At 66.0% G+C, this 25,220-nt stretch carries 20 protein-coding genes; 9 read left to right on the forward strand and 11 right to left on the reverse strand.

All coding sequences use genetic code 11. The features are described 5' to 3' along the window. Nucleotides 1-40: 40 nt before the first annotated feature. Nucleotides 41-661 carry an outer membrane protein gene (locus SR3_RS16400; RefSeq protein ID WP_068088442.1) on the reverse strand — a complete coding sequence of 207 codons (621 nt, stop codon included), beginning with the start codon at nucleotides 659-661 and terminating at the stop codon, nucleotides 41-43. Nucleotides 662-1,206: 545 nt separating this feature from the next. On the opposite strand from SR3_RS16400, the gene SR3_RS31375 reads away from it, so the two are divergent. Beyond that, nucleotides 1,207-2,178, forward strand: coding sequence for a hypothetical protein (locus SR3_RS31375; RefSeq protein ID WP_157098905.1), 972 nt, complete (start codon nucleotides 1,207-1,209; stop codon nucleotides 2,176-2,178). Between the two features lie 252 nt (nucleotides 2,179-2,430). On the opposite strand, the gene SR3_RS16415 is transcribed toward SR3_RS31375, so the two are convergent. The 4 genes from SR3_RS16415 to SR3_RS16430 form a co-directional block, all read right to left on the reverse strand. Then, on the reverse strand, nucleotides 2,431-2,697 hold the full coding sequence (locus tag SR3_RS16415) for a metal-sensing transcriptional repressor (protein WP_068088451.1): 267 nt from the start codon (nucleotides 2,695-2,697) through the stop codon (nucleotides 2,431-2,433). An 11-nt stretch (nucleotides 2,698-2,708) separates the two neighbouring features. Then, nucleotides 2,709-3,590, reverse strand: a complete 882-nt coding sequence (locus SR3_RS16420) for a nickel/cobalt efflux transporter (protein WP_068088454.1) — start codon at nucleotides 3,588-3,590, stop codon at nucleotides 2,709-2,711. A 127-nt stretch (nucleotides 3,591-3,717) separates the two neighbouring features. Further along, on the reverse strand, nucleotides 3,718-6,021 hold the full coding sequence (locus SR3_RS16425) for a beta-glucosidase (protein ID WP_068088457.1): 2,304 nt from the start codon (nucleotides 6,019-6,021) through the stop codon (nucleotides 3,718-3,720). A gap of 156 nt (nucleotides 6,022-6,177) precedes the next feature. After that, nucleotides 6,178-8,649 (reverse strand): TonB-dependent receptor, encoded by a 2,472-nt coding sequence (locus tag SR3_RS16430; protein WP_068088460.1) that lies wholly within the window; start codon nucleotides 8,647-8,649, stop codon nucleotides 6,178-6,180. 240 nt (nucleotides 8,650-8,889) lie between these two features. On the opposite strand from SR3_RS16430, the gene SR3_RS16435 reads away from it, so the two are divergent. Both SR3_RS16435 and SR3_RS16440 read left to right on the forward strand, forming a co-directional pair. After that, complete coding sequence (locus SR3_RS16435; protein WP_307562036.1) at nucleotides 8,890-9,921, forward strand: LacI family DNA-binding transcriptional regulator; 1,032 nt, start codon at nucleotides 8,890-8,892, stop codon at nucleotides 9,919-9,921. Further along, a complete protein-coding gene (locus SR3_RS16440) occupies nucleotides 9,918-11,111 on the forward strand; it encodes an MFS transporter (protein ID WP_068088466.1) in 1,194 nt (397 codons plus the stop codon). The genes SR3_RS16435 and SR3_RS16440 overlap by 4 nt, the downstream gene beginning before the upstream one ends. A gap of 22 nt (nucleotides 11,112-11,133) precedes the next feature. Here SR3_RS16440 and SR3_RS16445 read toward each other — a convergent pair whose 3' ends face one another. Then, nucleotides 11,134-12,555 (reverse strand): GH1 family beta-glucosidase, encoded by a 1,422-nt coding sequence (locus SR3_RS16445; protein WP_407668168.1) that lies wholly within the window; start codon nucleotides 12,553-12,555, stop codon nucleotides 11,134-11,136. A 232-nt stretch (nucleotides 12,556-12,787) separates the two neighbouring features. Here SR3_RS16445 and SR3_RS31380 point away from each other — a divergent pair, with 232 nt between their 5' ends. After that, complete coding sequence (locus SR3_RS31380; RefSeq protein ID WP_157098906.1) at nucleotides 12,788-12,964, forward strand: hypothetical protein; 177 nt, start codon at nucleotides 12,788-12,790, stop codon at nucleotides 12,962-12,964. Between the two features lie 40 nt (nucleotides 12,965-13,004). Here the strand turns inward: SR3_RS31380 and proP are convergent, their stop codons facing one another. Further along, nucleotides 13,005-14,576: a glycine betaine/L-proline transporter ProP gene (gene proP, locus SR3_RS16450; protein WP_068088469.1), complete on the reverse strand. Its 1,572-nt coding sequence runs from the start codon at nucleotides 14,574-14,576 to the stop codon at nucleotides 13,005-13,007. Between the two features lie 327 nt (nucleotides 14,577-14,903). Between proP and SR3_RS16455 the strand changes: the two genes are divergently transcribed. Beyond that, nucleotides 14,904-15,203 (forward strand): UvrB/UvrC motif-containing protein, encoded by a 300-nt coding sequence (locus tag SR3_RS16455; RefSeq protein ID WP_068088541.1) that lies wholly within the window; start codon nucleotides 14,904-14,906, stop codon nucleotides 15,201-15,203. Here the strand turns inward: SR3_RS16455 and rpiA are convergent. Then, entirely contained in the window at nucleotides 15,200-15,895 is a 696-nt protein-coding gene (gene rpiA, locus SR3_RS16460; RefSeq protein WP_068088472.1) for a ribose-5-phosphate isomerase RpiA, read from the reverse strand. The genes SR3_RS16455 and rpiA overlap by 4 nt on opposite strands. Before the next feature lie 198 nt (nucleotides 15,896-16,093). Here rpiA and SR3_RS16465 point away from each other — a divergent pair, with 198 nt between their 5' ends. Then, a complete protein-coding gene (locus SR3_RS16465) occupies nucleotides 16,094-18,196 on the forward strand; it encodes a catalase (RefSeq protein WP_068088544.1) in 2,103 nt (700 codons plus the stop codon). Nucleotides 18,197-18,256: 60 nt separating this feature from the next. Here the strand turns inward: SR3_RS16465 and SR3_RS16470 are convergent, their stop codons facing one another. Beyond that, nucleotides 18,257-19,057: an SDR family NAD(P)-dependent oxidoreductase gene (locus SR3_RS16470; protein WP_068088475.1), complete on the reverse strand. Its 801-nt coding sequence runs from the start codon at nucleotides 19,055-19,057 to the stop codon at nucleotides 18,257-18,259. 72 nt (nucleotides 19,058-19,129) lie between these two features. Between SR3_RS16470 and SR3_RS16475 the strand changes: the two genes are divergently transcribed. Further along, nucleotides 19,130-19,570, forward strand: coding sequence for a winged helix-turn-helix transcriptional regulator (locus SR3_RS16475; protein ID WP_068088478.1), 441 nt, complete (start codon nucleotides 19,130-19,132; stop codon nucleotides 19,568-19,570). Nucleotides 19,571-19,573: 3 nt separating this feature from the next. On the opposite strand, the gene fghA is transcribed toward SR3_RS16475, so the two are convergent. Further along, nucleotides 19,574-20,416: an S-formylglutathione hydrolase gene (gene fghA / locus SR3_RS16480; protein WP_068088481.1), complete on the reverse strand. Its 843-nt coding sequence runs from the start codon at nucleotides 20,414-20,416 to the stop codon at nucleotides 19,574-19,576. 306 nt (nucleotides 20,417-20,722) lie between these two features. On the opposite strand from fghA, the gene SR3_RS16485 reads away from it, so the two are divergent. Further along, on the forward strand, nucleotides 20,723-23,107 hold the full coding sequence (locus tag SR3_RS16485; RefSeq protein WP_068088484.1) for an autotransporter outer membrane beta-barrel domain-containing protein: 2,385 nt from the start codon (nucleotides 20,723-20,725) through the stop codon (nucleotides 23,105-23,107). 241 nt (nucleotides 23,108-23,348) lie between these two features. Then, nucleotides 23,349-24,155 (forward strand): GNAT family N-acetyltransferase, encoded by an 807-nt coding sequence (locus SR3_RS16490; RefSeq protein WP_068088487.1) that lies wholly within the window; start codon nucleotides 23,349-23,351, stop codon nucleotides 24,153-24,155. 264 nt (nucleotides 24,156-24,419) lie between these two features. On the opposite strand, the gene SR3_RS16495 is transcribed toward SR3_RS16490, so the two are convergent. Then, complete coding sequence (locus SR3_RS16495) at nucleotides 24,420-25,166, reverse strand: lysophospholipid acyltransferase family protein (protein ID WP_157098909.1); 747 nt, start codon at nucleotides 25,164-25,166, stop codon at nucleotides 24,420-24,422. Nucleotides 25,167-25,220: the final 54 nt, after the last annotated feature.

Raw genomic sequence — 25,220 nt, forward strand, 5'->3', positions numbered from 1 at the left:
GGCCCGGCAGCAGAACCGGACCGCCTTTCAGTTGGGGGGATCAGAAGTGGAAGATCACACCGCCCATCGGGCGCAGGCTGTGGAAGTCCACCGTATCAAGCTGAAGGCGCAGGCGCGGCCCGGCGCGGCCGGTGGCACCTTTCAGGCCGATGTCCTTGGGGCCGACTTCGACACCCACGCCATAGACCCAATTGCTGTGATCGGCGAAACCACGGTTGTTGTGGGGGTTGATCCACTCATAACCGCCCGAGACATAGATCAGCCCGCTGTCACCGGCACGCGCGCCGATGCGGCCCTTCACGCCATATTCCCAGTTGATGTCGTTGAAGCCCTTGGTGCCATTGCCTTCCACGCCGACGAAGACCGGCCCAAGCGGCACGTTGACACCCACCACGCCGCTGATCAGCGCGCCATTGAGCGTGCCATGGTTGGGCGAGGCACCGAACTGGCTGCGATGATCAAAGCTTTCATAACCGCCCAGCACGCCGACATAGGGCTCGATGCCGAAAGCCTTGGAGCCGTCGGGCGACTTGGGGCCGCTGTCATCGGGCGCAGCGGCCGGGGGCGTCTCCGAAGCAGAAGCGGGGGCGCTGTCCTGCGCGAAAGCGGCAGCGGGCACGAGGCTGACGCATGCAGCCGCCAGAAGAGCGAATTTTTTCATATGCACAACTCCAATAACGCCGGACCGAGTCCGGCATCCTGCGAATTACCCAGATCATCTGGTGTCTTGTCGGGGTGGAAAGAGAGCGGTCCTGTCAGCGACCAGTCTTTCCGGCAGGCGCATCCGCCAAACCTCAAACCTGTTTCATGCCTTGCTCCAAAAGCACCACTTCATCACTGAATTGGTGAGCCGGGCCATCGGGACCGTCATGGGGATGAAGCCTATCGGAGGGCAGCGGTTCCCCCCTGACATCAAGCGGCGCGCAACTGTGACATTTATGCTTCAACCACGATTCCAGCTGAAAAACTTGGAAAAGTTGGCGCCGGCCGATCGATGAAACCCCCGTTTCCCGGGCGGAAACGGCGCTATCGCCGCCATCGCCTGCCGAACGGAAAATCCGAATTATAACCTGAACGGCTCGTTGTACTGCACGGAAAGCGCGGCGGACGGATGGAACCTTCGGGTGCCGGAGAAAGACGCATATCAGCGATTTGGCACTGCTCTGGCGATTGCACGGCGGCGCGGGGCCGGGCATAGCAGGGTTCGTGAAACGCTTTACGCCCCCCCATCGCTCGATGAGCCTGGCCCTGTGCCTGATGGCTCTTTCCGTCACCGGCGGCTGCGCCCATTTCCGCGAGGGCGCCGAACGCGCGCGGGGACAAGACGACAGCGCGGTCCGGCCCGTGACAAGGCCTGCGCCTACCCCCGCGCCGGAACCGGCGCCAGCGCCGCCGCCGCGCCGGGCCGAGCCTGCGCCGACACCGCCTCCTCCCCCGCCCGCTGCTGTGGCGCCAGCGCCTGCGCCCGCTCCGGTCGCACCGGCTCCGGAACCCGCCCCTGCCCCTGCCCCCGACACCAGCAAGGCAGACGCCGCCGCGCGCAAGGCCGAGGCGCGCGACCGCAAGGCTCAAGCCGCAGCCGAGGCCAAGGCCCAGCGCGCTCAGGACGCTCAGGACAAGAGGGCTGCGCGCAACGCCGAGAAGACCGCGCCCGAACCCGCTGCCCCGGTGCGCGAACCCATTCCGCAAAACGCTCCGACCGTCGATCGCACGCCTGCGCCGCCACCGCCTCCCGCCGCTCCCGTGGCAGAGGCCGCGCCCGGCAGCGCCAGTGCCATCGTCACCTTCGCCAGCACGCCCGGCACGCAATGCGGCGCCTGCGAGTCGCTGAAAATCTCCGTCTCGCCCGGCGGCAAGGTGCTGATCGAGCGCGGCCACTTCACGGGCAGCAACACCGACTGGCGCTATCGCCGCTATACCGCCCGCGTGACCCCGGAGCGCGCCGCCGCTTTCTCCGCCAGGCTGGCCGCCTATCGACCGCAGGGCCGTCAGCTTGCCGCCTGCACCGCTCCGGCGGGGAGTGACAGCGGCGTGATCGTGGAATGGTTCGAGATGGGCCGCCACGACCAGCTCAACGTCAGCTTCGCCTGTAACGCCCAGATCGCCGAGGCGATGCGTTCAGCTCCGGACCTGCTGGGGTTGAAGCAGTTGGACTTCCCCTGGAAGAGTTCGCGTTGAAGTAAGAAAAAAGGGAAGATGCGAGGGGATTATCCCCTCGCGCTCCCGGAACGTCTTCCGACGAGATGGCGGTGGCGCCGAAATGGAGCGCCCGGCCTCTCCACCTGCGCAGCGTAAAGCGCCGCAGGCATGAAAACATCATTTCTGCCTGCGGCGCGGCAATCTGGGCGCAAGGCCGAACCCGATGCGCGACGTGGACAGTAAAGGGAGCGCGAGGGCGATGGCCCTCGCATTGTCTCCTTCAAACCCCCTTTAGAGATACCGCGCCAGCTCACCCAGCTTGGCCAGTTCGTCACGCGTGGCACGAGGCAGCGGGCCGACCAGATCTTCCAGATGGTGCTCGATATGGTCGGTGACCAGCAGCGTCTTGGTCTTGTCCAGCGCCGAGACCACCGCCTGCATCTGCTGCGCGATCTGCAGGCCGTCGCGCCCTTCGCTGACCATTTCGATGATCTTGGCGAGATGGCCCTGAGCACGCTTCAGCCGGTTCAGCAGATCGGGGTTGGAGGCGTGGCTCATGGTTGCTCTCGTCAGCGGGGGATATCGAGCCAGCCATGCACCGCGACATAGAGGCCGACAACCAGAATCAGCAGGCCCGAGGCATAGGGCGCGCGGCGCACCAGATCGCCGAAGCCGTCCCAGCGGCGTGCGATATGTTTGATGCTGAGGGCGGCGATCACCCCCGAGCTGACCATGGTGAGCGCAAGTCCGACGCTGAAACCCAGCACCAGCACCGCGCCCAGCACCAGCCGCTTGAGTTGCAGGCACAGCAGCAGCACGGTGATCGCGCCGGGGCATGGCACGAGGCCTCCGGTCAGGCCGAAGATCACGATCTGGCCGGTGGTGACATTGCGGCTGGCGAAGCGGCGGCGAATGTCCTCGGCATGGGCGCGTTCATGGGCATCGGCGTGATGGCCGGTGACGAGTTCGAGGCCGTGTTCTTCATCCGCGGTCATGGCCGGGGCGTGATGATGATCGTGATGTTCGTGATCATGGTGGTGATGGCCGTGGCTGCGCCCATGGTGATGATGGTGATCATGCTCATGATCGTGGTGATGATGGCCATGCTGCTCGCGGCGGATGCGCCACAGCATCCACAGCGCCATCGCCGCGATCATCAGGCCTGAGGCGAGCTGGAAATAAGGCTCGGTGCTTTGCGCGTTCAGCCCGCCCAGCAGCCACATGCCGCCCAGCGCCACCAGCCAGACCACCAGCGTATGCGACAACGTCGCCGCCAGGCCCAGCAGCACCGCCTGCCGCACCGTGCCGCGCACGGCGATGATAAAGGCGGCCATCATCGTCTTGGAATGGCCGGGCTCCAGCCCGTGGAGCGCGCCCAGCAGGATGGCGGTGGGAATGAACAGCCAGCTATGCGTGGCGCCCTGTTGCAGAAGCTCGGTCAGATTCGTCATGCCGGCTGCCTAGCAGCATCATGACGGGAATCCTATCCCCCTGGGGGGGATGTATCCGCAGGCCAAAAAAAACTCCGGAGCGGCGGAGGGATGCCGCCCCGGAGCCTGTTTACGCGCCGCCCGCGCTTTACCGCACAGCGGCGGGAAGCGTGGCCTGCGTCAAATGCAGGGTCTTGGCGGCCTGCTCGTCACCGGCCTGAGCGCCCAGAGTCAGGCGATAGTCGCCCGCCTCGATGCGCCAGTTGCGCGCGGCCGCCTGCCAATGGGCCAGCGCATGGATCTCGACCGGCAGGGTCAGATGGCGCGTCTCGCCCGGCGCCAGCTGCACGCGGCCATAGGCTACCAGACGCGCAGTGCCGCCGCCCGGCAACGTGGCATAGACCTGTGGCACGGCGGCGCCAGCCACCTGCCCCTTGTTGGTGACATCGAGGCTGACCATCGGCCCCTTCGCGCCCTGCGTCACGGCAAAGCCACCAAAGGCGAATTGCGTGTAGCTCAGGCCGTAACCGAAGGGGAACAGGGGTTTCAGGCCCTGCTTGGCGTACCAGCGATAGCCGACATCGGCGCCCTCGCGGTAATCCACCACGAAGCTCTTGGCCTGCCCGCCCGCCGAACCGGCGTTGGAGGCGGCGTCATCCGCCTTCACGATCTCCAGACCGATGGGCGCGGGACGCGGGGCTTGTCCCTCGCTGGCCGGGAAGGTGATCGGCAGATGGCCCGAGGGGTTGACCTTGCCCAGCAGGATATTGGCGATCGCCTCGCCGCCGCGCTGGCCCGGATACCAGGCGGCCAGCACCGCGCCCACCTTGCCCAGCCAGGGCATCAGCACCGGGCCGCCGCTTTCCACCACCACCACGGTTTTGGGCTGGGCCTGCGCCACACCGGCGATCAGGGCATCCTGATTGTCGGGCAGCTTGAGGTCGAGAATATCCTCGGCCTCGGTGCGCCACTGGGTGGCGAAGACCAGCGCCAGATCGGCCTGCCCAGCAGCCTGTGCCGCCGCAGCCGGATCGCTGCCATCGACATAGGTGATCTGCGCCGAGGGCAGCAGCGCGCGCAGCGCCTGCAGCGGCGAGGAATTGTGCCACGTCGTGCGTGCAAAGCCGGCAGCCGGGCCACCCTTCAGCGGAATTTCCACCGGCACACCGCCGACCGAACGCACCTGCGACGACCCGCCGCCCGATAGCACGCCGACATCGGCATGGCCGCCGATCAGCACGATCTTCTTGACGCTGGCCGCCAGCGGCAGCACGCCCGCGTTCTTGAGCAGCACGATGCCCTCTTCCGCCGCCTTCTGCGCCACATCGGCGTGAGCGGTGTAATCGATGGGCTGCGCCGTCACCGGCGTGGGATTGTCATAGAGGCCGCTGGCGAAGATGCCGGTCAGCACATTGCGCGCCATGGCGTCCAACTGGCTGGCGGGCACGTCGCCCTTGGCCAGCGCAGCCTTCAGCGGTTCGCCGAAGTAGATTTCCTTGTCCAGCTCCTCGCCCGACTGCTGGTCGAGGCCGGACATGGCGGCCTTCACCGTCGAATGCACCGCGCCCCAGTCGGACATGACGAAGCCCTGATAGTGCCAGTCGCCGCGCAGCACGGTCGTCAGCAGCTCATGGCTTTCGCAGGCATGCTCGGTGTTGACCAGATTGTAGGCGCACATCACCGAGGCGGGCTTGCCGCGCGCAATGGCGATGTTGAAGGCCAGCAGATCGCTTTCGTGAAGCGCGGTCCAGTCGAGATGCGAATCCGCGATCATCCGCCCCGTCTCCTGCGCGTTGAGCGCGAAATGCTTGACGGTGGAGATGATGTGGTTGCTCTGCACGCCCGCGATGCTGGCCCCGGCAAGATTGCCCGCCAGCACCGGGTCTTCGCCCAGATATTCGAAATCGCGGCCACCCCACGGATCGCGCGTCAGGTTGACGCCGCCGGCCAGCAGCACGTTGAAGGTCTTTGCGCGCGCCTCGGCCCCGGCCATGCGGCCACCGGCATAGGCGACATCAGCGTCGAAGCTGGCGGCGGTGGCAAGGCTGGAGGGCAGCGCCGTGGCGACGTCGCCCTTGCGCTGCTCGACCTGGTTGGCGACGCCGAGGCTGGCGTCGCTCTCACGCAGGGTCGGGATGCCCAGATGCGGGATGCCCGGCATATAGCCCGCCGAGGGGATCATGTCCGTCGGCATGCCCGGCTTGCCCATGGTGAAGGGCGGAAAATAGGTGCGGACCAGCTGAAGCTTTTCAGCCTGAGTCATGGCGGCCAGCAGAGCGGTGGCGCGGGCTTGCGCGTCCAGCTTGCGGTCCTGCCAGATGGGGTTGGTCTTCGCGGTGGAAGCGGGTTTGGTCGCAACGGCCTTTGCGGCAACCGGGGTGGCGCCAGCAGGCAGGGCAATGGCCAAAGCGGCCAGCGCGATGGAGGCGAAAGTGATCGCGGGCAGGCGCATGGTCAGGCCTCATGGGAAGATTTTGGAAGAAAAAGCTCTCCGGCCCAGATCTGGGCCGGAGAAAGGGCACAGCCACCGCCGACGGGGGGGATCAGAACGGCGGTGGCTGTGCGTGTCATCCGGAGTTGCTGGGCGCGCTCCGGATGAAACAGCAGGTTAGAAGCTGCCGCGCAGGCGAACGCCCCAGGTGCGCGGCGGCTCGTAGTTCGACAGATAGACCGGCGGCAGGTTGTTCGTCGGGCCCGACACGCCGCCGCTGGTGCGGATGTGGTGGTCGGTCAGGTTCTGGACGAAGGCCTCGACCATATATTTGCCGCCGGGCATGGTGTAGGCCAGACCCATGTCGATCTTGGCGAAAGCCTTCTGCTGATCGAAGCCGGTGCCCAGCAGACCCTTGCCCGCCTGATTGGCGGCGGCATAGCGGCTGGCAACGTCGCCGTTGAAGTAGCTCAACCAGCTGCGGGTCTCATAGTGCAGGGTGAAGCGGGGCGTCAGCTTGCCGCCATTGTCCATCACAACATCATGCTCATAGGTCGCGGTTGCGGAGAAACGCGGCGCATGCGGCAGCTCGTTGCCCTTGAGGTTCTCAAGGTTGGCGGGCGTGTTGTTGTAGATGCGGTTGTCGACGGTGATCAGGTCGTCCAGCTTGGTCTTCTGCACCGTGGCCGCCAGGTTCAGGCGGTCGTTGCGGGTGATGTTGGCCGTCAGTTCCGCTTCGAAGCCGTAGGACTTGGCGCCCTTGGCGTTGGTGGTGACGATCTGGCTGCCCACGATGTTGCCATTGGCATCGCGCGTGGTGATCGCCTGATTGACCTGATAGCCGGTGAACTTGCTGTAATAGGCGGCAAGGTTCAGCGTGGCGCGGCCACCGAAGAAGCGCGACTTCGAACCGATTTCATAGTTGGTCAGCGTCTCGGGACCGGCGAGCAGGCCGCCGTCCTCGATGTTGCCCGACTTGAAGCCGGTGCTCACGCTGGCATAGGCCAGCGTGCTGTCGGTCACCTGCGCGTCGGCGCGGGCCAGCCAGGTCAGCTTGTTCCACGAACCATGGGTGTCGTTGTTCGAGATGCCCCAGAGGTTGCCATACTGCGCGGTCTGGGCGTTCAGCTGGTTGACCACATCCTGCGCATTGCCCGCGCCGTTGAGGTCAAGGTTGAAGATGCCCGGAATGTTGGGAATGGCCGCGGCGCAGGCAGCGGCCTGAGCGCCGGTCAGCGTCGAGGGGCAGCCGCTGAAGGTCACGTTGCGGCCACCGACGTCGCGCTTCTGGTCATGGGTGAAGCGCAGACCGCCGGTGAAGTTGATCTTGTCCGTCGCGTGCCAGATGGCCTGACCGAAGGCGGCGGCGGAGTCGATCGAGCGATCGGCCTGGATGAAGGTGCCGGCCCAGTTGAAGGTGCCGTCACGATAGCCGTTGCGCTGGTCGATGTCGAAGCGGATCTTGTTGACCTCATGGCTGTAATAGCCGCCCAGAATCCAGTCGATCGCGTTCTTGCCGGTCGACTTGAGCTGAACTTCATGGCTCCAGAAGTCATAGCGCGAGAAGGCGGTGCGGTTCTCGCCGAAGGCATCGACGGGGGCCGTGGGGCCGGTGGGCGGGAAGGCGCCGGCATCGGCGTCGGAATCCGCCGTGCCGCCCACGCGCGACCAGCCCGCGATGTAGGTCAGGCCGATGTGATCGGTCAGATCATAGCCCATGTTCGAGCGGATGCCCACCGAGTAGCGGTTGGTCTCGGGCGCGGTGTCGATCTGGGCCGACCAGAAGGAGGTGCCGGGGCGCGGCGTCTGCAGCAGCGACAGGATCGGCGAACCATCGTCCTTGTAGTATTCGGCGGTCAGATCCCAGTGGAACTTGGGCAGTTCCCAGCGCGCGCTCAGGCGGGCCGACTTCTGGTCGCCGGCGTAATAGCGCTTGCCGCTGGTGACATAGGCCGAGGGGTTGATGCCGGGGCCGGTGGGCGCGGGCTGATAGGCGATGTAGCCGTCATGACGATCGGTGATGAAGGCCGCGCGCAGCGCGAAATTGTCGGTGACGGGGATGTTCAGCATGCCGCGGATGCCGAAGCGGTTGTAGGCGCCGCCCACCACCTCGACCTCGGCCGAAAGCTTGTCGAACTTGGGCTTGGCGGTGACGAGGCTGACCGCGCCGACGGTGGCGTTGCGGCCGAACAGCGTGCCCTGCGGGCCGCGCAGCACTTCAACGCGCTCCATGTCGTACATCAGCGCCGAGGCGCCCTGGGCGCGCGGGCTGTAGATGCCATCGACATAGATGGCGACTTCGGGGTCGGCCACTTCGGTGTAGGCGCTGTCGTTGCCGATGCCGCGCATGGTCAGCAGGATGGCGCCCTGGTCGCCCTGCTGGGCGAAGTGCAGGCTGGGCACATACTGGGCCAGGCCGGTCACATCCTTGACCTGCTGCTTGTTGAGCAGATCCTGGCTGAAGGCCGAAATGGCGATCGGCGTCTTGGACAGGCTGGTTTCGCGCTTGGTGGCGGTCACCACGATTTCGGCGACCTGCGTGCCGTCATTGGCAGTCTGGGTGGCCGGAGCAGTCTGGGCGTGCAGAGCGGGCGTGAAAGCCACAACAGCCGCAAGCGCCGTGCTTGCGGCAAGCATATGCCGTACCATGTATCATCTCCCTGTTCCATGCCCGTTGGCATGTCTGACCGGCGATCTGTCTCGATTTGACATCGATGTCAACATCGGCGCATACGTTTCCGACATCGATGTCAAACATTCGCCGCAAAGCGATGCAAAGCTGCCACACCGCTTGCACCGCGCCACAAAGCGCCTAATCTGGCCGCGCCTGCCCTATAATGGGCACGGGCGGGCGCCAGAAACGGCTCATAGGAAAGCATCGGGTCTATCGTGATCGTTACCATCAAGGATGTGGCTGAGCGCGCCGGGGTCTCGCCCAAGACGGTCTCGCGCGTGCTCAACAATGAAACACATGTGCGCCCGCAATTGCGCGAAACCGTGCTGCGGGTGATCGAGGAGCTGAATTACAAGCCCAACATGTTCGCGCGCGGGCTTTCCAGCGCGCGCTCCTATCTGATCGGCCTGTTCATCTACGACCCCTACTGGTCGGGCTATGCCACGGATATCCAGCTGGGCGCGCTGCGCCGCTGCCGCGAACTGGGCTATCACCTGGTGATCGAACCCATCGACCCGCATATCGAGGGCGCCGCCGAGCAGGTGGTGGACAGCGTGGCCGGGCTGCGGCTGGACGGGGTGATCCTGCCCCCGCCGCTCTGCACCTTCGAGCCGCTGCTGGCCCGGATCGAGGAAATGGGCATGGCCTATGTGCGCATCTCGCCGGGACAGGACATGGACCGTTCCGCGCTGGTGGAGATCGACGAATACGCCGCCGCCCATGAGATGACCCGCCATCTGATCGAACTGGGCCACCGCGACATCGGCTTTGTGGAAGGCATCCCCACCCACGCCGCCGCCGCCCGCCGCTATGCCGGTTTCAAGACCGCCATGGCCGAGGCGGGCCTGACCGTGAACCCGGACTGGGTGCTGCCCGGCATGTTCACCTTCCAGACCGGCTTTGCCGCCGCCGACGAGCTGCTCTCACGCAAGGGCCCCCTGCCCACCGCCCTGTTCTGCGCCAATGACGACATGGCGCTGGGCGCGGTCTCCGCCGCGCGCAAGCATGGGCTGGAGGCGCCCGCCGACCTCTCCATCGTCGGCTTCGACGATGCGCCCGCCGCGCGCTTCTCATGGCCGCCGATCACCACCATGCGCCAGCCGGTCAGCGATATGGTGGCCAGCGCGGTGGACATGCTGGTCGATCCCAAATACCGCCGCGATGCGGGCAAGGATGGGGGCAAGCCAGCGCCACGTCTGCAACTGCCCTTCGCGCTGGTGCAGCGCCAGAGCGCCGCCACGCCGTGATTCCTGCCGAGGCGACGCCCCAGCCCCGCCAGCTGCGCTTCCTGCTGGCTTTCGCGCTGGCCTATGCCGGGGGCGTCCTCAGCTATATGCCGCTGCTCGGCTTTCTGCTGCCCGAGCGGATCGAGGCCATGGCGCATCAGGGCCGCATCGAGGCGCTCTCCACCGTGCTGGTGGCGGGCGCGGTGGTGGCCAGCCTGTCGAACATCGCGGCGGGCTGGCTGAGCGACCGCAGCCTTGCCGCAGGGCGCAGCCGTCGCGGCTGGATCGGCATCGGGCTGGTGGGCACGGTGCTGGCCTATGGCTGGGTGTGGCGCGCGCAGGGGGCGACGGAGCTGCTGCTGGCGGTCTGCGCGGTGCAGGCGGCGATCAATGTGGTGCTGGCCCCGCTGCTGGCGATGCTGGCCGATGAAGTGCCCGATGCGCAAAAAGGTCTGGCCGGAGGGCTGACCACCGTGGCCCAGCCGGTCTCGATGGGGCTGAGCGCGGCGCTGGTGGCACTCGAACAGCACAGCGAGGCGCTGGCCTATCTGGCGCTGACCGTGCTGATCACCGGCATGGTGCTGCCGCTGCTGGCCACGCAGGCAAGATTGCTGCCCGCCGCCCCACAAGCAGAGCATGCGCAACAGCCCTTCCAACAACAGGTCTGGCTGTGGATGGCGCGCTTTCTGCCGCAGACGGCAATGAACGTCCTTTCCTATTACCTCATCTATTACTTCGAGGATGTGACCCATGGCATGCCCGCCCCCGCGCTGGTGCAGCAGGTCAGCCTGCTGAGCGCCATCGCCACAACGCTGTCGGTGCCGCTGGCGGTGGTGGCCGGGCATTGGGCGCGCCGGCAGTCGCGCCGCCGTTTGCTGGCCCAGATCGCGGTGCTGGCCGCTGCCGCCGGTCTGCTGGCGATGCGTCTGGCGGATGGCTGGCAGGGCGCGGCGCTGGGCTATGGGCTGTTCGCGGTGGGCACCCATGTGTTTCTGGCGATGCATGCCGCGCTGCTGGTGCAGGCCCTGCCCTCGCCGCGCCATCGCGGGCGGGATATGGGGCTGCAGAATCTCTCCAACACCGTGCCCTCGCTGGTCGGCCCGGCGCTGGCGGTGTCTCTGGCGAGCGGCGGGCATTTCGCCCTGTTGCTTGGCGTGCTGGCGCCGATGGTTGTGCTCAGCGCCTTGTCGCTGGGGCTGGCGAAGGTCTGACCCCGCCAGCCCCACGCGGCATTTACACCAGAGCGTTGCGCCTGATGACCTCGCGATACCATGCCGCGCTCAGCTTGGGGGTGCGCTTCTGGGTGGCGAAATCGACGTAATGGATGCCGAAGCGCTTGGTGTAGCCATCGGCCCATTCGAAATTGTCCATCAGGCTCCACAGGAAATAACCCTTGAGCGGATAGCCCTCATTCGCCGCGCGGCGGAACTGGCCCAGATAGTTGCGCAGATACATGATGCGGTCCACGTCATCCACGCGGCCTTCATGCACCGGATCATCCGCCGATGCGCCGTTTTCCGAAATGTAGATCGCCTTGGGCTTCCACATCTCGCTGACCTGACGCACGCCCCAATAGGCGACCTCCGGCCCCACCACCAGCCAGGGCGAGGCCATGCGCGGCGAGGAGGCGATATGCGGGATCACCTCGTAACCCTTGGCATTGTCGGCAGCGCGGGCCCATTCCGGGGCGTAGACATTGATCGCCAGAAAATCGAGCGGGCTGCCGATGGCCGCCATATCGCCCGCCTGCACCCTGGGCGCATCCGCCCCGGTCTCGGCCAGATAGGAATCGAGATAGCGTCCTTCCATGATCGCGGTGAGGAACATGGCGTTGCGCTCCCGCGTGGCACGCTTGGCGGCCTCGATATGCTCGGGGGTTTCCATGACGGGCACGTGGAAGACGGTGTTGTCGGCCAGCCCTACCTGCACGTCTTTCGGCGCATGGGCGCGCACCGCCTGCACGCCCAGACCATGCGCCAGAATGCCATGGTGGCGCACCTGATTCACCGCCTTTGCGGGCAGCTTCAGCCCCGGCGCATGGATGCCGTCCTGATGGCCCAGATCGGTGAAGCAGCGCAGCTCATTCACCGTCATGAAGTTCTTCACCCGGTCGCCCAGCGCCCTGGCCATCACGGCGGCGTAATCGGCATAGGCATGGGCGGTGTCGCGGTTCTGCCAGCCGCCGGGCAGCGCCTGAGGCAGATCCCAGTGGAACAGCGTGACGTAAGGGGTGATCCCCGAAGCCAGCAGCGCGTCGACCACGCGGTTGTAGTAATCCAGCCCGCGCTGGTTGAGCGTGCCCTTCCCTTCCGGAAAGATGCGCGACCAGGCGATGGACATGCGATAGGTCGAGACGCCCAGACCTTTGAGCAGCGCGACATCCTCGGCCAGCCGGTGATAGCTGTCACAGGCGACATCGCCCGTCGCGCCCTCGGCGATCTTGCCGGGCGTGTGGCTGAAGGTGTCCCAGATGCTGGGGCCGCGCCCGTCTTCCTTCACCGCGCCCTCGATCTGATAGCTGGCCGTGGCGCAGCCCCAGCGGAAACCCTCAGGGAAGCTCTGGGGCGCGGCGGCGGCGAAAGCAGCAGGCCCATCCAGCGCCAGCCCCGCCGCCCCGGCAACGCCCAGCGCGCGGGCCATATCGCGGCGGGTCAGCATGGTGGAACGGGCAAGGTTTTCGGGCAGCGCGCGAGACGACATCAAAGGCATCCTTATTCTTATGGGGAACGGGTCGCCGGATGGCTCCGCGAAATTGACATCGATGTCAAGATTTGATTGATGTGCAGGATCGGGCCTGACGCAGGAACAATCGGGCGGGAACAATATGGCCCGTCACCCCCTGTTCAGATCGGGGGGTTAGAAGGCAGCCATGAATGGAGGTCTGCTCATGCGCGGTGTGATCTTTGCCTTACCGCTGTCTCTCGCTCTCTGGGCGATGATCTATGGCATCGCCCATTGCGCCATCCCCGCGCCAGAGCGCCATGCCATCGTGGCGCAGGCTCATGACGATCTGGCCATGGCGCGCCATGATATGCATCTGATGCTGATACCCGGAAACTCATAGAAAACCGGCCCCGCATTGTCTGCAGGGCCGGTATTTCAGATCAGGGGCAGAGCGGAGCGAGCGCATCGCGCCGGGGCTCCGGAACCGGTTCAACGGCCGGAAGGGAAGACAGCACCGGGTCCGGCAATTCCTCATCCACCGTCACCGGATCGTCGCCGATCACCAGCGCCAGCGCCTCGGCGCGGGTTTCCACCGCAGGCGGCGATCCGCGCAGCGGCAGACCGGCGGTTTCCCGCACCGTCAGCATCGTGACCAGACCGATCAGCGCTGCGCCCATCATGTAATAGGCGGGCATCATCGGATCGCCGGTCCGCTCCACCAGCCATGCCGTGACCAGCGGCGTGGTGCCGCCGAACAGCGTCACCGAGATGTTGAAGGCGATCGACAGCGCGCTGTAACGCACCGGCGTGTAGAACAGCGCGGGCAGTGTGGAGGGCATGGTGCTGGTGAAGCACACCAGCGCCAGACCCAGCACCATCAGCCCCAGAAAGATCAGGGCATCGTTGCCCGATGCGATCAGATGCATGCAGGGAATGGCCAGCAACAGGATCGCCGCGCAGGCGCCGATCACCATCGGGCGGCGGCCCAGACGGTCGCTGAAGAGCCCGCCCAGAATGTTGAGCGGCATCAGCACCAGCATCACCAGCACGATCAGCAGCAGCCCCTTGCTCTCGGCATAGCCCAGCGTGACGCTGAGATAATTGGGCATATAGGTGAGCAGCATATAGTCGGTGACGTTGAAGACCAGCACCAGGCCCATGCATTTGACCAGCTGGGGCCAATGGGTGGTGAACAGCTCGCGCAGGCGGGGGCGTTCCAGCTCGCGCTTGTCGGCTTCCTCGCTATAGGCCTGAAACGCCGGGGTTTCCTCCAGCTTGAGGCGCATATAGAGCCCCAGCAGACCCAGCGGCCCGGCGATCAGAAAGGGAATGCGCCAGCCCCAGGACAGCATGTCTTCGGGGCTGAGCATCATTTGCAGCCCCGCCACCATGGCCGCGCCAAGGATGAAGCCGCCCAGCGTGCCGAATTCCAGCCAGCTGCCCATCAGGCCGCGGCGGCGGTCGGTGGAATATTCGGCCACGAAGGTTGCCGCGCCGCCATATTCGCCGCCGGTGGAAAAGCCCTGCACCAGCCGCGCCACCAGCAGCAGCACAGGCGCCGCCACGCCGATCCGCGCATAAGAGGGGATCAGGCCGATGGCGAAGGTGCCCAGCGCCATCATCACCATGGTGAGCGCCAGAATCTTGTGTCGGCCATAGCGGTCGCCCAGCGGCCCGAAGACAAAACCGCCGAGCGGGCGGGCGACAAAGGCGGCGGTGAAGGCGCCCATGGTGGCGATCAGCTGGATCGACGGGCTGCTGGAGGGGAAGAACACCTTGCCCAGCGTGACGGCCAGATAGCCGTAAACGCCGAAATCGAACCATTCCATCGCATTGCCCAGCGCCGCAGCGCCCGCCGCGCGGTTGAGGGTGGCGCGATCGACAAGGGTGACTTCATGAAGCTTGAGCTGGTCGCTGCTTTTGAACCAGCCGAAATGCGCGCGTCGTTTATGGTGCCTGGACGCATTTTGGGCGTGACGTGTCGACGCGCCAGGCGCGTGGATGGCGGACATGCATATCTCCGGCTCCGCCGAAAGCCCGCGCAAAAGGCGCGAGACACATGGCGGAGAGGGCCGAACACTCGACCGTGAATGAAGCGACGCCGAATGCGGCATCAAGCGGTGTGGGCAGGCGCTTAAACCGTTCATCGATCCCATGGGGAAAGAGATGGACGAACTGTGCATCAGGCAGGGCGGGGTGTGCCCAAACGGTCCAATTCGCGCCTTCGACTCGCATTTTCGCCGCAATGCAGCAAGCTCAACGCCTTTATTTGATGGACAAAGGCACGGCTCGGCGCGATCTCTTTCGGCACCGCAACCAGCCCCGAACGTTGGATCATGATGACCGACACCATCGAAACCTTGCAGGCCCGCATGGAGGCCGCCGCCGCGGCCCTCGATTTCGAGGAAGCCAAGCGCTGTCGCGACCAGATCAATCTGATGCGCGGCGGCGCCAGCGCGGATGAGGCGCGGCAGGCCGACACCTCGGGCCTCACCCGCCAGCAACCCGGCGCGATGGGTCTGGGCACCAGCCAGCAGCGCATGACACCGCCGCCCGGCTGGAAGAAACCCGCCAAGCCGGACCCGATGACGAAGGGCCGCAACCACCGCCCGTCACGCGGCGCGAAGGATCAGGATTAAGGTCGTTCCGTCAGCACTGCGCCATCGGCGCCGCCGAGGCACAGCGTATGCACTTCGTCCAGAAACAGGCCGTGGCCCAACAGGCCGGGGATGGCGTCCATCCGCGCGGCGATCGCCCGCCAGTCCTGATCGCCGGTGAAGCGGGCGTCTAGAATGATGTTGTCCTGATCGGTCTTCACCAGAGCGCCCGCTCCATCGATGCGCGGCACGGGATCGCCGCCCAGATCCTGCACGGCCCGCGCCACGAAGGCCTGCGCCAGGGGCAGCACCTCCACCGGCACGGGATGGCCGCCCAGCCGCGCCACCGCCTTGCTGTCATCGGCGATGGCGATCATTCGCGTGGCCATGCCCGCCACGATCTTTTCGCGCAGCATCGCCCCGCCCGCGCCCTTGATGGCAAGGAAGGATGGATCGATCTCGTCCACGCCATCGATGCACAGATCGATCCGCGACACCGTATGGGGCCGCAGCACCGCAATGCCCAGCCGCGCGGCATGGGTCGCCGTGGCGCGCGAGGTGGCCACGGCGCGGACATCGAGTCCGTCCGCCACCGCCCGGCCCAAGGCTTCCACCGCATGGGCCGCCGTGCTGCCGGTGCCCAGCCCCACCAGCATGCCGGGCTTGATCAGTGCGACAGCGGCCTGCGCAGCGGCACGTTTGCGATCATCGGGCGTGGGATAGGCCTGGGTCATGCTGCATCCTGCTGCGGGGGATGGGCAGGAGATGGGCCATCCTCGCGCCCGCCTCAACCCCGGCGATCACGGCATGGCGCATGGAGCGCTCCGCTGGCCCTGATGGGGGAACACCGGCTGGCCCCGGCGCTTGGACAGGACATGCCGCAATTGCTGCAACGTCAGCGCTCTTTACGCCAGATCACAGGGATGCCCATCATGCCCAAGAAGCCTGCCCAGCCCGCCTTCGACACCAAGATCGGCGCGGGGGGTGAAACCCACCAGACCGTTCCGCCCAAGGGCGCTCACGATCAGGCCGAAGCCCATCTCACCACCAATCAGGGCATCCGCGTCAGCGACAATCAGAACAGCCTGAAAGCGGGCCCGCGCGGGCCCGTGCTGCTGGAAGACTTTGTGCTGCGCGAAAAGATCTTCCATTTCGACCATGAACGCATTCCCGAACGCATCGTCCATGCGCGCGGTTCGGGCGCGCATGGCGTCTTCGAATGCACCGACCCCATCCCCGAACTGACCAGCGCCGGGCTCTTCGCCGAAAAGGGCAAGCAGACGCCGGTCTTCACCCGCTTCTCCACCGTGGCGGGCGGCGCGGGCAGCGTCGACACCCCGCGCGACGTGCGCGGCTTCGCGGTGAAGTTCTACACCGAGGAAGGCAATTGGGATCTCGTCGGCAACAACATCCCGGTCTTCTTCATTCAGGACGCGATGAAATTCCCCGATCTGGTCCATGCCGTGAAGATGGAGGCCGACCGGGGTTACCCGCAAGCCGCCAGCGCGCATGACACCTTCTGGGATTTCGTGGGCCTGATGCCCGAAACCCTGCATATGATCATGTGGGCGATGTCCGACCGGGCGATCCCGCGTTCGCTGCGCTTTATCGAGGGCTTTGGCGTTCACACCTTCCGGCTGGTCAATGCCACGGGCGAAAGCAAGCTGGTGAAGTTCCACTGGAAGCCGGTGCAGGGCATGCAGTCCACCTGCTGGGACGAGGCGGTGAAGATCGCCGGCGCCGATCCCGATTACCATCGCCGCGACCTCTATGAAGCCATCGACAGCGGCGATTTCCCCGCCTGGGATCTGGGCGTGCAGATCTTCGAGGAAGATTGGGCGATGGAACAGGCCTATGATGTGCTCGATGCCACCAAGCTGATCCCCGAGGAGGTGGTGCCGGTGCGGATCATCGGGCGCATGACGCTCAACCGCAATCCGGACAATTTCTTCGCCGAAACCGAGCAGGTGGCCTTCTGCCCCGCCAACATCGTGCCCGGCATCGACTTCACCGCCGATCCGCTGCTGCAGGGGCGGCTGTTCTCCTATCTCGACACGCAGAAGTCGCGGCTGGGCACGGCCAATTTCCACCAGATCCCGGTCAACGCCCCCAAATGCCCCTTCCACAACTTCCAGCGCGACGGGATGATGCAGACGCAGGTCCCCACGGGCCGCGCCAATTACGAGCCCAACAGTCTGGCCGAAGCCGGCGAGGCGGGCGGCCCGCGCGAATGCCCGGCCACCGGCTTCACCTCCTTCCCGCGCAATCTGGGCGAGAATGAGGGCGATACGCGCATCCGCATCCGGCCCGATCTATTTGCCGATCACTACAGCCATGCCCGGCTGTTCTACCGCTCGCAAACGCCCATCGAGCAGGCGCATCTGGCCAGCGCCATCGTCTTCGAACTCTCCAAGGTGGGGCTGGACCATGTGCGCAGCCGGGTGCTGTCTCGCCTGCGCAATGTGGATGAGGATCTGGCCAAACGCGTTGCCGACGGACTGGCCACCGACCTGCCCGAGGCCGCCGAAGCGGCGCGCAAGCCGGTGGATATGCCGCCCTCGCCCGCGCTCTCGATTCTGGAGCAGGGCCAGCCCTCGCTCCCGGGCCGCAAGGTGGCGATCCTCTTCGCGGAAGGATCGAACCTCGAGGCCATCGAGAAGCTGAAGGCCCAGATCGAGAAGGCCGGCGGCACCGCCTTCCTCGTGGCGCCCAAGGTTGGCGGCCTCAAGGTGAAAGGCGGCACGCTGAAGGCCGATGGGCAGTTGGCGGGCAGTCCCTCGGTGCTGTTCGACGCGGTGGCCTCGATCATCATGCCCGATGCCGCCAAGGCCATGGCCTCATGCAGCACCACGCAGGGCTGGTTCGCCGACGCCTATGCCCATTGCAAGACCATCGGCGCCTGCCCGGCCACCAGGGCCCTGCTGGAGCAATGGGGTCTGAAGCCCGACGAGGGCGTGGTGGAGATCGACGCTTTCACCAAAGTCGCTCCCGCCCGCCATTGGGACCGCGAGCCGAAGGTGCGCATGCTGGCCTGACGCGCCGCGCCCCGCGACCGGCCGCCATGCCCCCAAGGGGTGGCGGCCGGTTTTCGCGTTTCAGGCCTCGGCGGTCTGGCGATAGCGCGGGGCGACCTCGCGGCGCGACAGGCCGGGGCCCATGGCAAGGCGTGCCGCCTGCAGCGCCTCCCACTGGCCCTCATCCGCCAGCGGGGGAATCGTCACTGTCTCGCCGCGATCCAGACCAACCAGCGCGGCATCGACCAGATCGCCGACCTCCATCACGATTTCGGCGGGGAAGGCATCGACATCCTTGCCCGAACGCTCCCAGATTTCGGTGCGGGTGGCGCCGGGTAGCACGGCCTGCACATGCACGCCCTTGTCGCTCAACTGCTGCGCCATCGACTGGCTGAGGTTGAGCACATAGGCCTTGGTGCCGCTGTAGACGCCATCGAACATCTCGGGCGCCAGCGCCAGCACCGAGGCGATGTTGACGATGGTGCCCTTCCCGCGCGCGGCGAAAGCCTTGCCCGCCACCGCGGCCAGACGCGTGGGCGCGGTGATGTTGAGGGCGATAATGCGCTCAAGCTGCTCGGGCCCATTGTCGAGAATGCCGCCCTTGAGCGACATGCCCGCGTTGTTGATCAGCAGGGTGATGTCATTCCCGCCCAGACGCTGCTCCACGGCGGCCAGATCGGCCTGAGCGGTGAGATCGGCGCGCAACACCTCCACCGTCACGCCCTGCTCTTCGCGCACTTCACCGGCCAGCGCCTGCAGCCGGGCCTCGTCGCGGGCCACCAGCACCAGATCGTAACCGCGCGCCGCCAGAGCGCGGGCATAGGTGGCGCCAATGCCCGTCGAGGCGCCGGTAATCAGGGCTGTTCCAAGATTTTTGCTCATGATCGTTCTCCTGCGAGACCCGTTCATTCCGAGTCACTTGCAAAATGATAGTAACGTCGCTATCATTCTGCAATGGACAATGAGAAATTTTCGCAAGGCCCCTGCCCCGTCGGTCGCGCGCTGACGCTGGTGGGCGATGCCTGGAGCATGATGATCCTGCGTGACGCGGGGCTGGGCACCACGCGCTTCGACCAGTTTCGCGCCGGTCTGGGCATCGCGCCCAACATTCTCACGCGGCGTCTGGCCGCGCTGGTGGAGCATGGCCTGCTGGAAAAGCGCCGCTATTGCGAGCAGCCCCCGCGCGATGAGTATGTGCTCACGCCCAAGGGCCGCGATTTCCTGCCCGTGCTGCTGGCCATCGGCGCCTGGGGCCGCCAGCATTGCGAGGCCCCGGCCACCAGCACCATGATCGACACCGACACGCAAAAGCCGGTCGACCCCGTGGTGATCGACCGGCTTTCAGGGCGCCCGCTGGCGGAGATGAGCCTGAAACTGGTGCCGCCCGCCGGCTGACGATCAGTCCGCCTTCAGCCGGGCGGCATGCCAGTCGACATGGTCCTCCATAAAGCTGGAGATGAAGTAGTAGGAATGGTCATAGCCCTGCTGCATGCGGATGGTGGCGGGCATGCCCGCCGCCGCGCAGGCCTGAGCCAGCAGATGGGTCTTCAACTGCCCTTCCAGAAAATTATCCGCCTCGCCCTGATCGACAAGCAGATCGGGCAGGCGCGCGCCATCCTCGATCAACGCCACGGCGTCATAGGCGCGCCAGTCGGCGCGATCATCACCCAGATAGGCGGTCAGCGCCTTCTCGCCCCAGGGGCATTGCAGCGGCGCGACGATCGGCGCGAAAGCACTGACACTGCGAAAACGCCCGGGATTGCGCAGGCCGATGGTCAGCGCGCCATGGCCGCCCATCGAATGACCGGTGATGCCCTGCCGCGACAGATCCGCCGGGAAATGCTCGCCCAGAAGCGCGGGAAGCTCCTGCTCGATGTAGGAGCGCATGCGGAAATGCGGGGCCCATGGCGCCTGCGTGGCATCGACGTAAAAGCCCGCGCCCTGCCCCAGATCATAGGCCTCGTCATCGGCCACGCCCTCGCCACGCGGAGACGTATCGGACGCCACGAAGATGATGCCATGGCGCGCGCAGGCCCGGCGATACTCGCCCTTTTCGGTGACATTGGCATGGGTGCAGGTCAGCCCCGAAAGATACCACAGCACCGGCAGCTTTTCGCCTGGCCCATGCTCCGGAACGAAAACGGAAAAACGCATCGGCGTGCCCGTCTCGCGCGCGATATGCTGCCACACGCCCTGCTCGCCGCCGAAAGCCTTGTTCAGACTCACCTGCTCCAGCACCATCCTGTCATCCGCCTTTCATCCTGGGTTCACGCCAGCCCCCATAGGCCAAAGCCGCGACAGGGGCTACCTCGCCAAACCTCGGGCCTCGCCCGATCCCCGCCCCATCGCAAACAGCGGGCCTTTTCCCCAAAGTCCGCGCCCTGACGTGGTTTTTGCCATTGCCTTTGCGCGCCATTCAGTGCAGCGGATGGCGCCATATGTTCATTCATTCGGGGTTCACGCTCCGGACGCCACTCGGCTGGGTGCCGGGATGGCGACACAGTAAGACAAGGGACACGACGGGTAATGGCAAGGTCCACCTCTCGCATGCGCGCGGCTCGCCGCGTTGCCGCGACCACGATTACCTCCACGGCGCTTCTGCTGCCCGCTGCCGCATGGGCACAATGCTCGGCCAGCGGCTCTAACGTCACCTGCTCGGGCACCTCGACGTCCTACACCTACACGGGCACGTCGGCCGCCAACATCACCGTGAATTCGGGCGCCACCGTCACCGCGCCGCTGACGGCGGCCGTTTCGGGCTCCACGCTGACCAACGCCGGCACCATCAGCAACACCGCCGCCGCCGGCGGCGTTGTGCTGGGTGACAGCGCCACCGTCACCAACAACGGCACGATCACCTCGACGGGCACCACCAGCGGCGCGACCGCCATCACCGTGGGCGCCAACAGCACGGTGACCAACAATGGCTCGCTGACCGCCACCGCGGGCACGCCCGCCGTGAACTTCACCGGCGTGAACGGCAAGTTCGTCAACAATGCGGCGGCCACGGCTGCCGTGACCGGCACCATCCAGTTCGGCACGAATTCGGGCAGCAACCGCGCCTCTTTCTCCAACAGCAACACCACCTACGGCATCACCGGTTCGGTCACCGCCTCGGGCAACATCGATGCCTATAACAACGGCATCTTCACCGGCAACTTCCAGCAGTCGGCCGTGTCCGGCACCACGGTGACCTTCGTCAACGACACGTCGGGCACCTTCGCCGGCATCATCAACACCGGCAACGCCACCACGCTGACCAACAATGGCACGATGAGCCTGTATGGCACCACGGGCTTGGCCAGCGCCCTGGGCACGCTGCAGGACGCCAACTCGACGCTGACAAACAACGGCACGCTCTACATCGGCACGCAGGCCGCGCCGACGCAGGCCACCGTCTACGGCAATGTCGTGCTCAACAGCGGCAGCACGCTGAACATCGCCGTCGCCTCGGCGGGGGCCTCGCTGCCCACCGCTGGCACCAGCTACAGCCAGCTCTACGCCTCCAACGCCAGCGGCGCGCTGGCCAGCGGCGGCAACATCACGCTGGGCGGCACGCTGAACGTCAATGTGGCGGCGGGCTTCTACTCCACCGGCTCGAAGTACAATCTGCTGCTGGCCGACAAGTCGATCACCGGCAGCTTCTCGACGGTGAACGCCACCACCACGGTGACCACCAGCACCACCGACAGCTCGGGCGTGACCACCACGACCACCTCGTCCAACCCGCTGGCCTTCGTGACCTTCTCGACCGGCAGCGTCGTGACGCTGGGCACCCAGCAGGCCTATCAGGTCACCGCCACCCACCTGCTCTATTCCGACGTGATGAAGGCAGCGGGCGCCACCACCAATCAGCTGGCCGTGGCCAAGGGCCTCGATCCGCTGATCACCACCGCCACCAATGCGGTGAACAGCTCCACCTCGGATCCGTCGGTCACGCTGCTCTCGATGGTCGACGTGATGGACACCACGCAGGCCAAGGTGTTCTTCGACACGGTCTCGCCTGAAGGCTACTATGGCTACGCCACCGCGCTGCGCGATCAGGCGAACTCCTTCGCGCGCACCGTCGATCTGCGCATGAACGACCAGAACTCCAACCATCCCGAGGATGGCTGGTGGATGACCGGCCAGGGCCAGTTCCAGGTCGGCGGCATCAAGGACACGTCCAAGGGCTTCAAGACCAAGGACAATCTGTTCGGCTTCTCCGCCGGTTACGACCTTTCCGGCCCCAACCACGTGATCGGTCTGGCCTTCAACGCCAGCTTCGATTCGCTGACCTTCGGCGCCAACAACCTGACCGGCACCAACCGCGATCTGGCGATCGCCGCCTATGCCGCCCAGAACTTCGGCAAGCTGCGTCTGTCGGGTCAGCTGGCCTATAACTACGGCCACCTGAGCGCGACCCACATCGCCACCATCGGCTCCTACTCGACCACGGCCAATGCCAGCGCCAGCGAAGGCCTGTTCAAGGCCACCGCCAATCTGGGCTACAACATCGAGGCCGGCGGCTACAAGCTGACCCCCTTCGTGGGCATCGACTTCAACAAGGGCCAGGTGAACAGCTTCACCGAGCAGAACGCGGGCGCCGCCGACCTCACCGTCGGCAGCATCAAGGCCGACCGCACCGACGCGCTGGCCGGCATCAGCCTGACGCGCAACAAGGGCATCTTCCGCCCCTATGCGCGCTTCGCCTATCGCCGCAAGGTCGGCGGCGGCGACAACAACATCATCAACGCCTATTTCGACAGCGATCCCAACACCGCCTTCCAGGTGACCGCTCTGGCCACCGGCAAGAGCGAGTATGACGCCAACCTCGGCGTCAACTGGGTCTTCGACGACGCCGGTGCGCTCTTCGTCGGCTATCAGGGCACGATGCGCGAGAACAAGTACAGCGCCCACGGCATCAATCTGGGCATCCGCCTGGAGTTCTGATCCGGCCTAACTTGTTACGATCAGGGGCGACGCCGCAAGGCGCCGCCCCTTTTGCATAAGGCATCTTGGCCCCCATTTGCGTGACAGCGCCCCTGTCATCATCGCGCCATAAGACGCGCGTTTGCCATCGCCCCGTCACATCACCGTCGCTTTTTCCCGCCCCTCTGTCACAGAGGGTTCACGCGATGGACGCTGCCCTGTCACATCCCCCTGCTAACCCATGGGGATCAGGAGGAGCCCGATGGCCGAGCCGCAGACTTCGCTTCAGTCCGCACCCAATACCCGTGGAAGCCGCCGCCTTTCCGTGCGGCTTGCCCGCGATACGCAGGATCTGGCCGCCGTGCAGCGCCTGCGCTGGCAGGTGTTCTTCACCGAGATGGGCGCGCATGCCGCGCATGACGCCCCCACCCCCGGCCTCGACTGCGACGCCTATGACGAAGTGTGCGACCACCTGCTGGTGATCGACGAAGGCGCGCCGGAAGACATGCAGGTCGTCGGCACCTACCGCCTGCTGCGCGAAAGCGTGGCCCGCCGCGCCGGTGGCTTCTATTCGGCGGGCGAGTTCGACCTCACGCCCCTGATCGCCAGCGCCCAGCCGGGCCGCGAGCTGCTCGAGCTGGGCCGCTCCTGCGTGCTGCCCGCCTATCGCACCAGCGCCACGATCCAGCTGCTGTGGCGCGGCATCGCCGATTACATCGGCCAGCATTCCATCGGCGCGCTCTTCGGCTGCGCCTCCTTCCCCGGCATCGACCCCGATGCCCATGCCGAGGCGCTGTCGTGCCTCGCCCACCACCACCTCGCGCCCGCCGAATGCCGCCCGGTGGTGAAGGACGGCGTGGCTCTGGAGCGCCTGCCGCGCGGCAGCTATGACGAGCGCCGCGCGCTGTTCCTGCTGCCGCCGCTGGTGAAGGGCTATATGCGGGTGGGCGCGCAGTTCGGTGACGGCGCCTATATCGATCGCGCTTTCAACACCGTGGACGTCTGCGTGCTGATGCCGGTGGAAGCCATCGCCGGGCGGTATGCATCGCGGTTTAGTGTTGCGGCCTGAAGAAGGTTTGAAGGGATAAATGCGAGGGCCATCGCCCTCGCGCTCCCTTTAATGTCTTCGTTGCGCTTCGGGTTCGGCAATAGGGCTAAGTACGCCGCGCCGCAGGCTTTAAGATTCCCAGCTATCACAAGGCGCCGAGGCTTCTCTGCCTGCGGCGCCTTTCCGTTGCGCAGGTGGAGAGGTTGAGCGCAAGGGTGCGGAACCACCGCCCCATCGCCGGAAGACTGAATGGAAGCGTGAGGGGGTAACCCCCTCGCATCTTCTTTATTTTCTGCTTTCTTCCAACCGACTTTCAATCACCCCGAAACAGGCCTTGGTCAAAGCCTTGCGCTCCCCGGCGGGGATGGGTTCATCGAACCACAGCCTCGCCACCAAACCGTCGCGCTTGGCCAGAGCCAGCGCATGGGGCGCCAGCTCATCGTCGCCGATCCATGACACCGCGCGGCGCTCGGCGGCATCCAGCGGCGAGCCGTCCGCGTGGTAATAGCGCAGGGTCACCGGCTGCACGGGCGTGCCGGGCGGGATCAGCGCAAAGAGGCTGGAACGGAAGGGCAGGCAGGTGTCGCCCTCGCCGGTGGTGCCCTCGGGAAAGAGGATCAGGCTGCGGCCGTGCGACAGCAACGCCGCCAGCGCGCCTGCCTGCTCGCCTGCCTTGCCGCGCGCCTCGCGGGAGACAAAGAGGCAGCCATAGGCGGCGGTGAGGCGGCCGATCACCGGCCATCCGGCCACGTCATCCTTGGCGACGAAACCGGCATCCACCGCGCGACCGAAGACAGGGATATCGCTCCATGAGACATGGTTGGCGACGATCAGCGCGCCGGGCATGGGCGTGCCATGCATCTCGATGCGGATGTTGAAGCCGCCGAGCAGGCAGCGCCACGCCAGCACGGCGGGCCACCGCCCGATGCGCATTCCGGCCGGCAGCAGCAGCCATGGCCAACCGATGGCGAGCAGCCCCAGCAGCCCCAGCGCGGCCCGCGCCAGCCTCAATCGATCCCTTAGTGCCGCCACTGGCCCCTCTTCACCCCATCGAACCAACGCCAAGCGGCATCAGCATGACAGGCG

It is taken from the genome of Novosphingobium rosa NBRC 15208, from assembly GCF_001598555.1.
In the GTDB taxonomy this organism is placed as follows: domain Bacteria; phylum Pseudomonadota; class Alphaproteobacteria; order Sphingomonadales; family Sphingomonadaceae; genus Novosphingobium; species Novosphingobium rosa.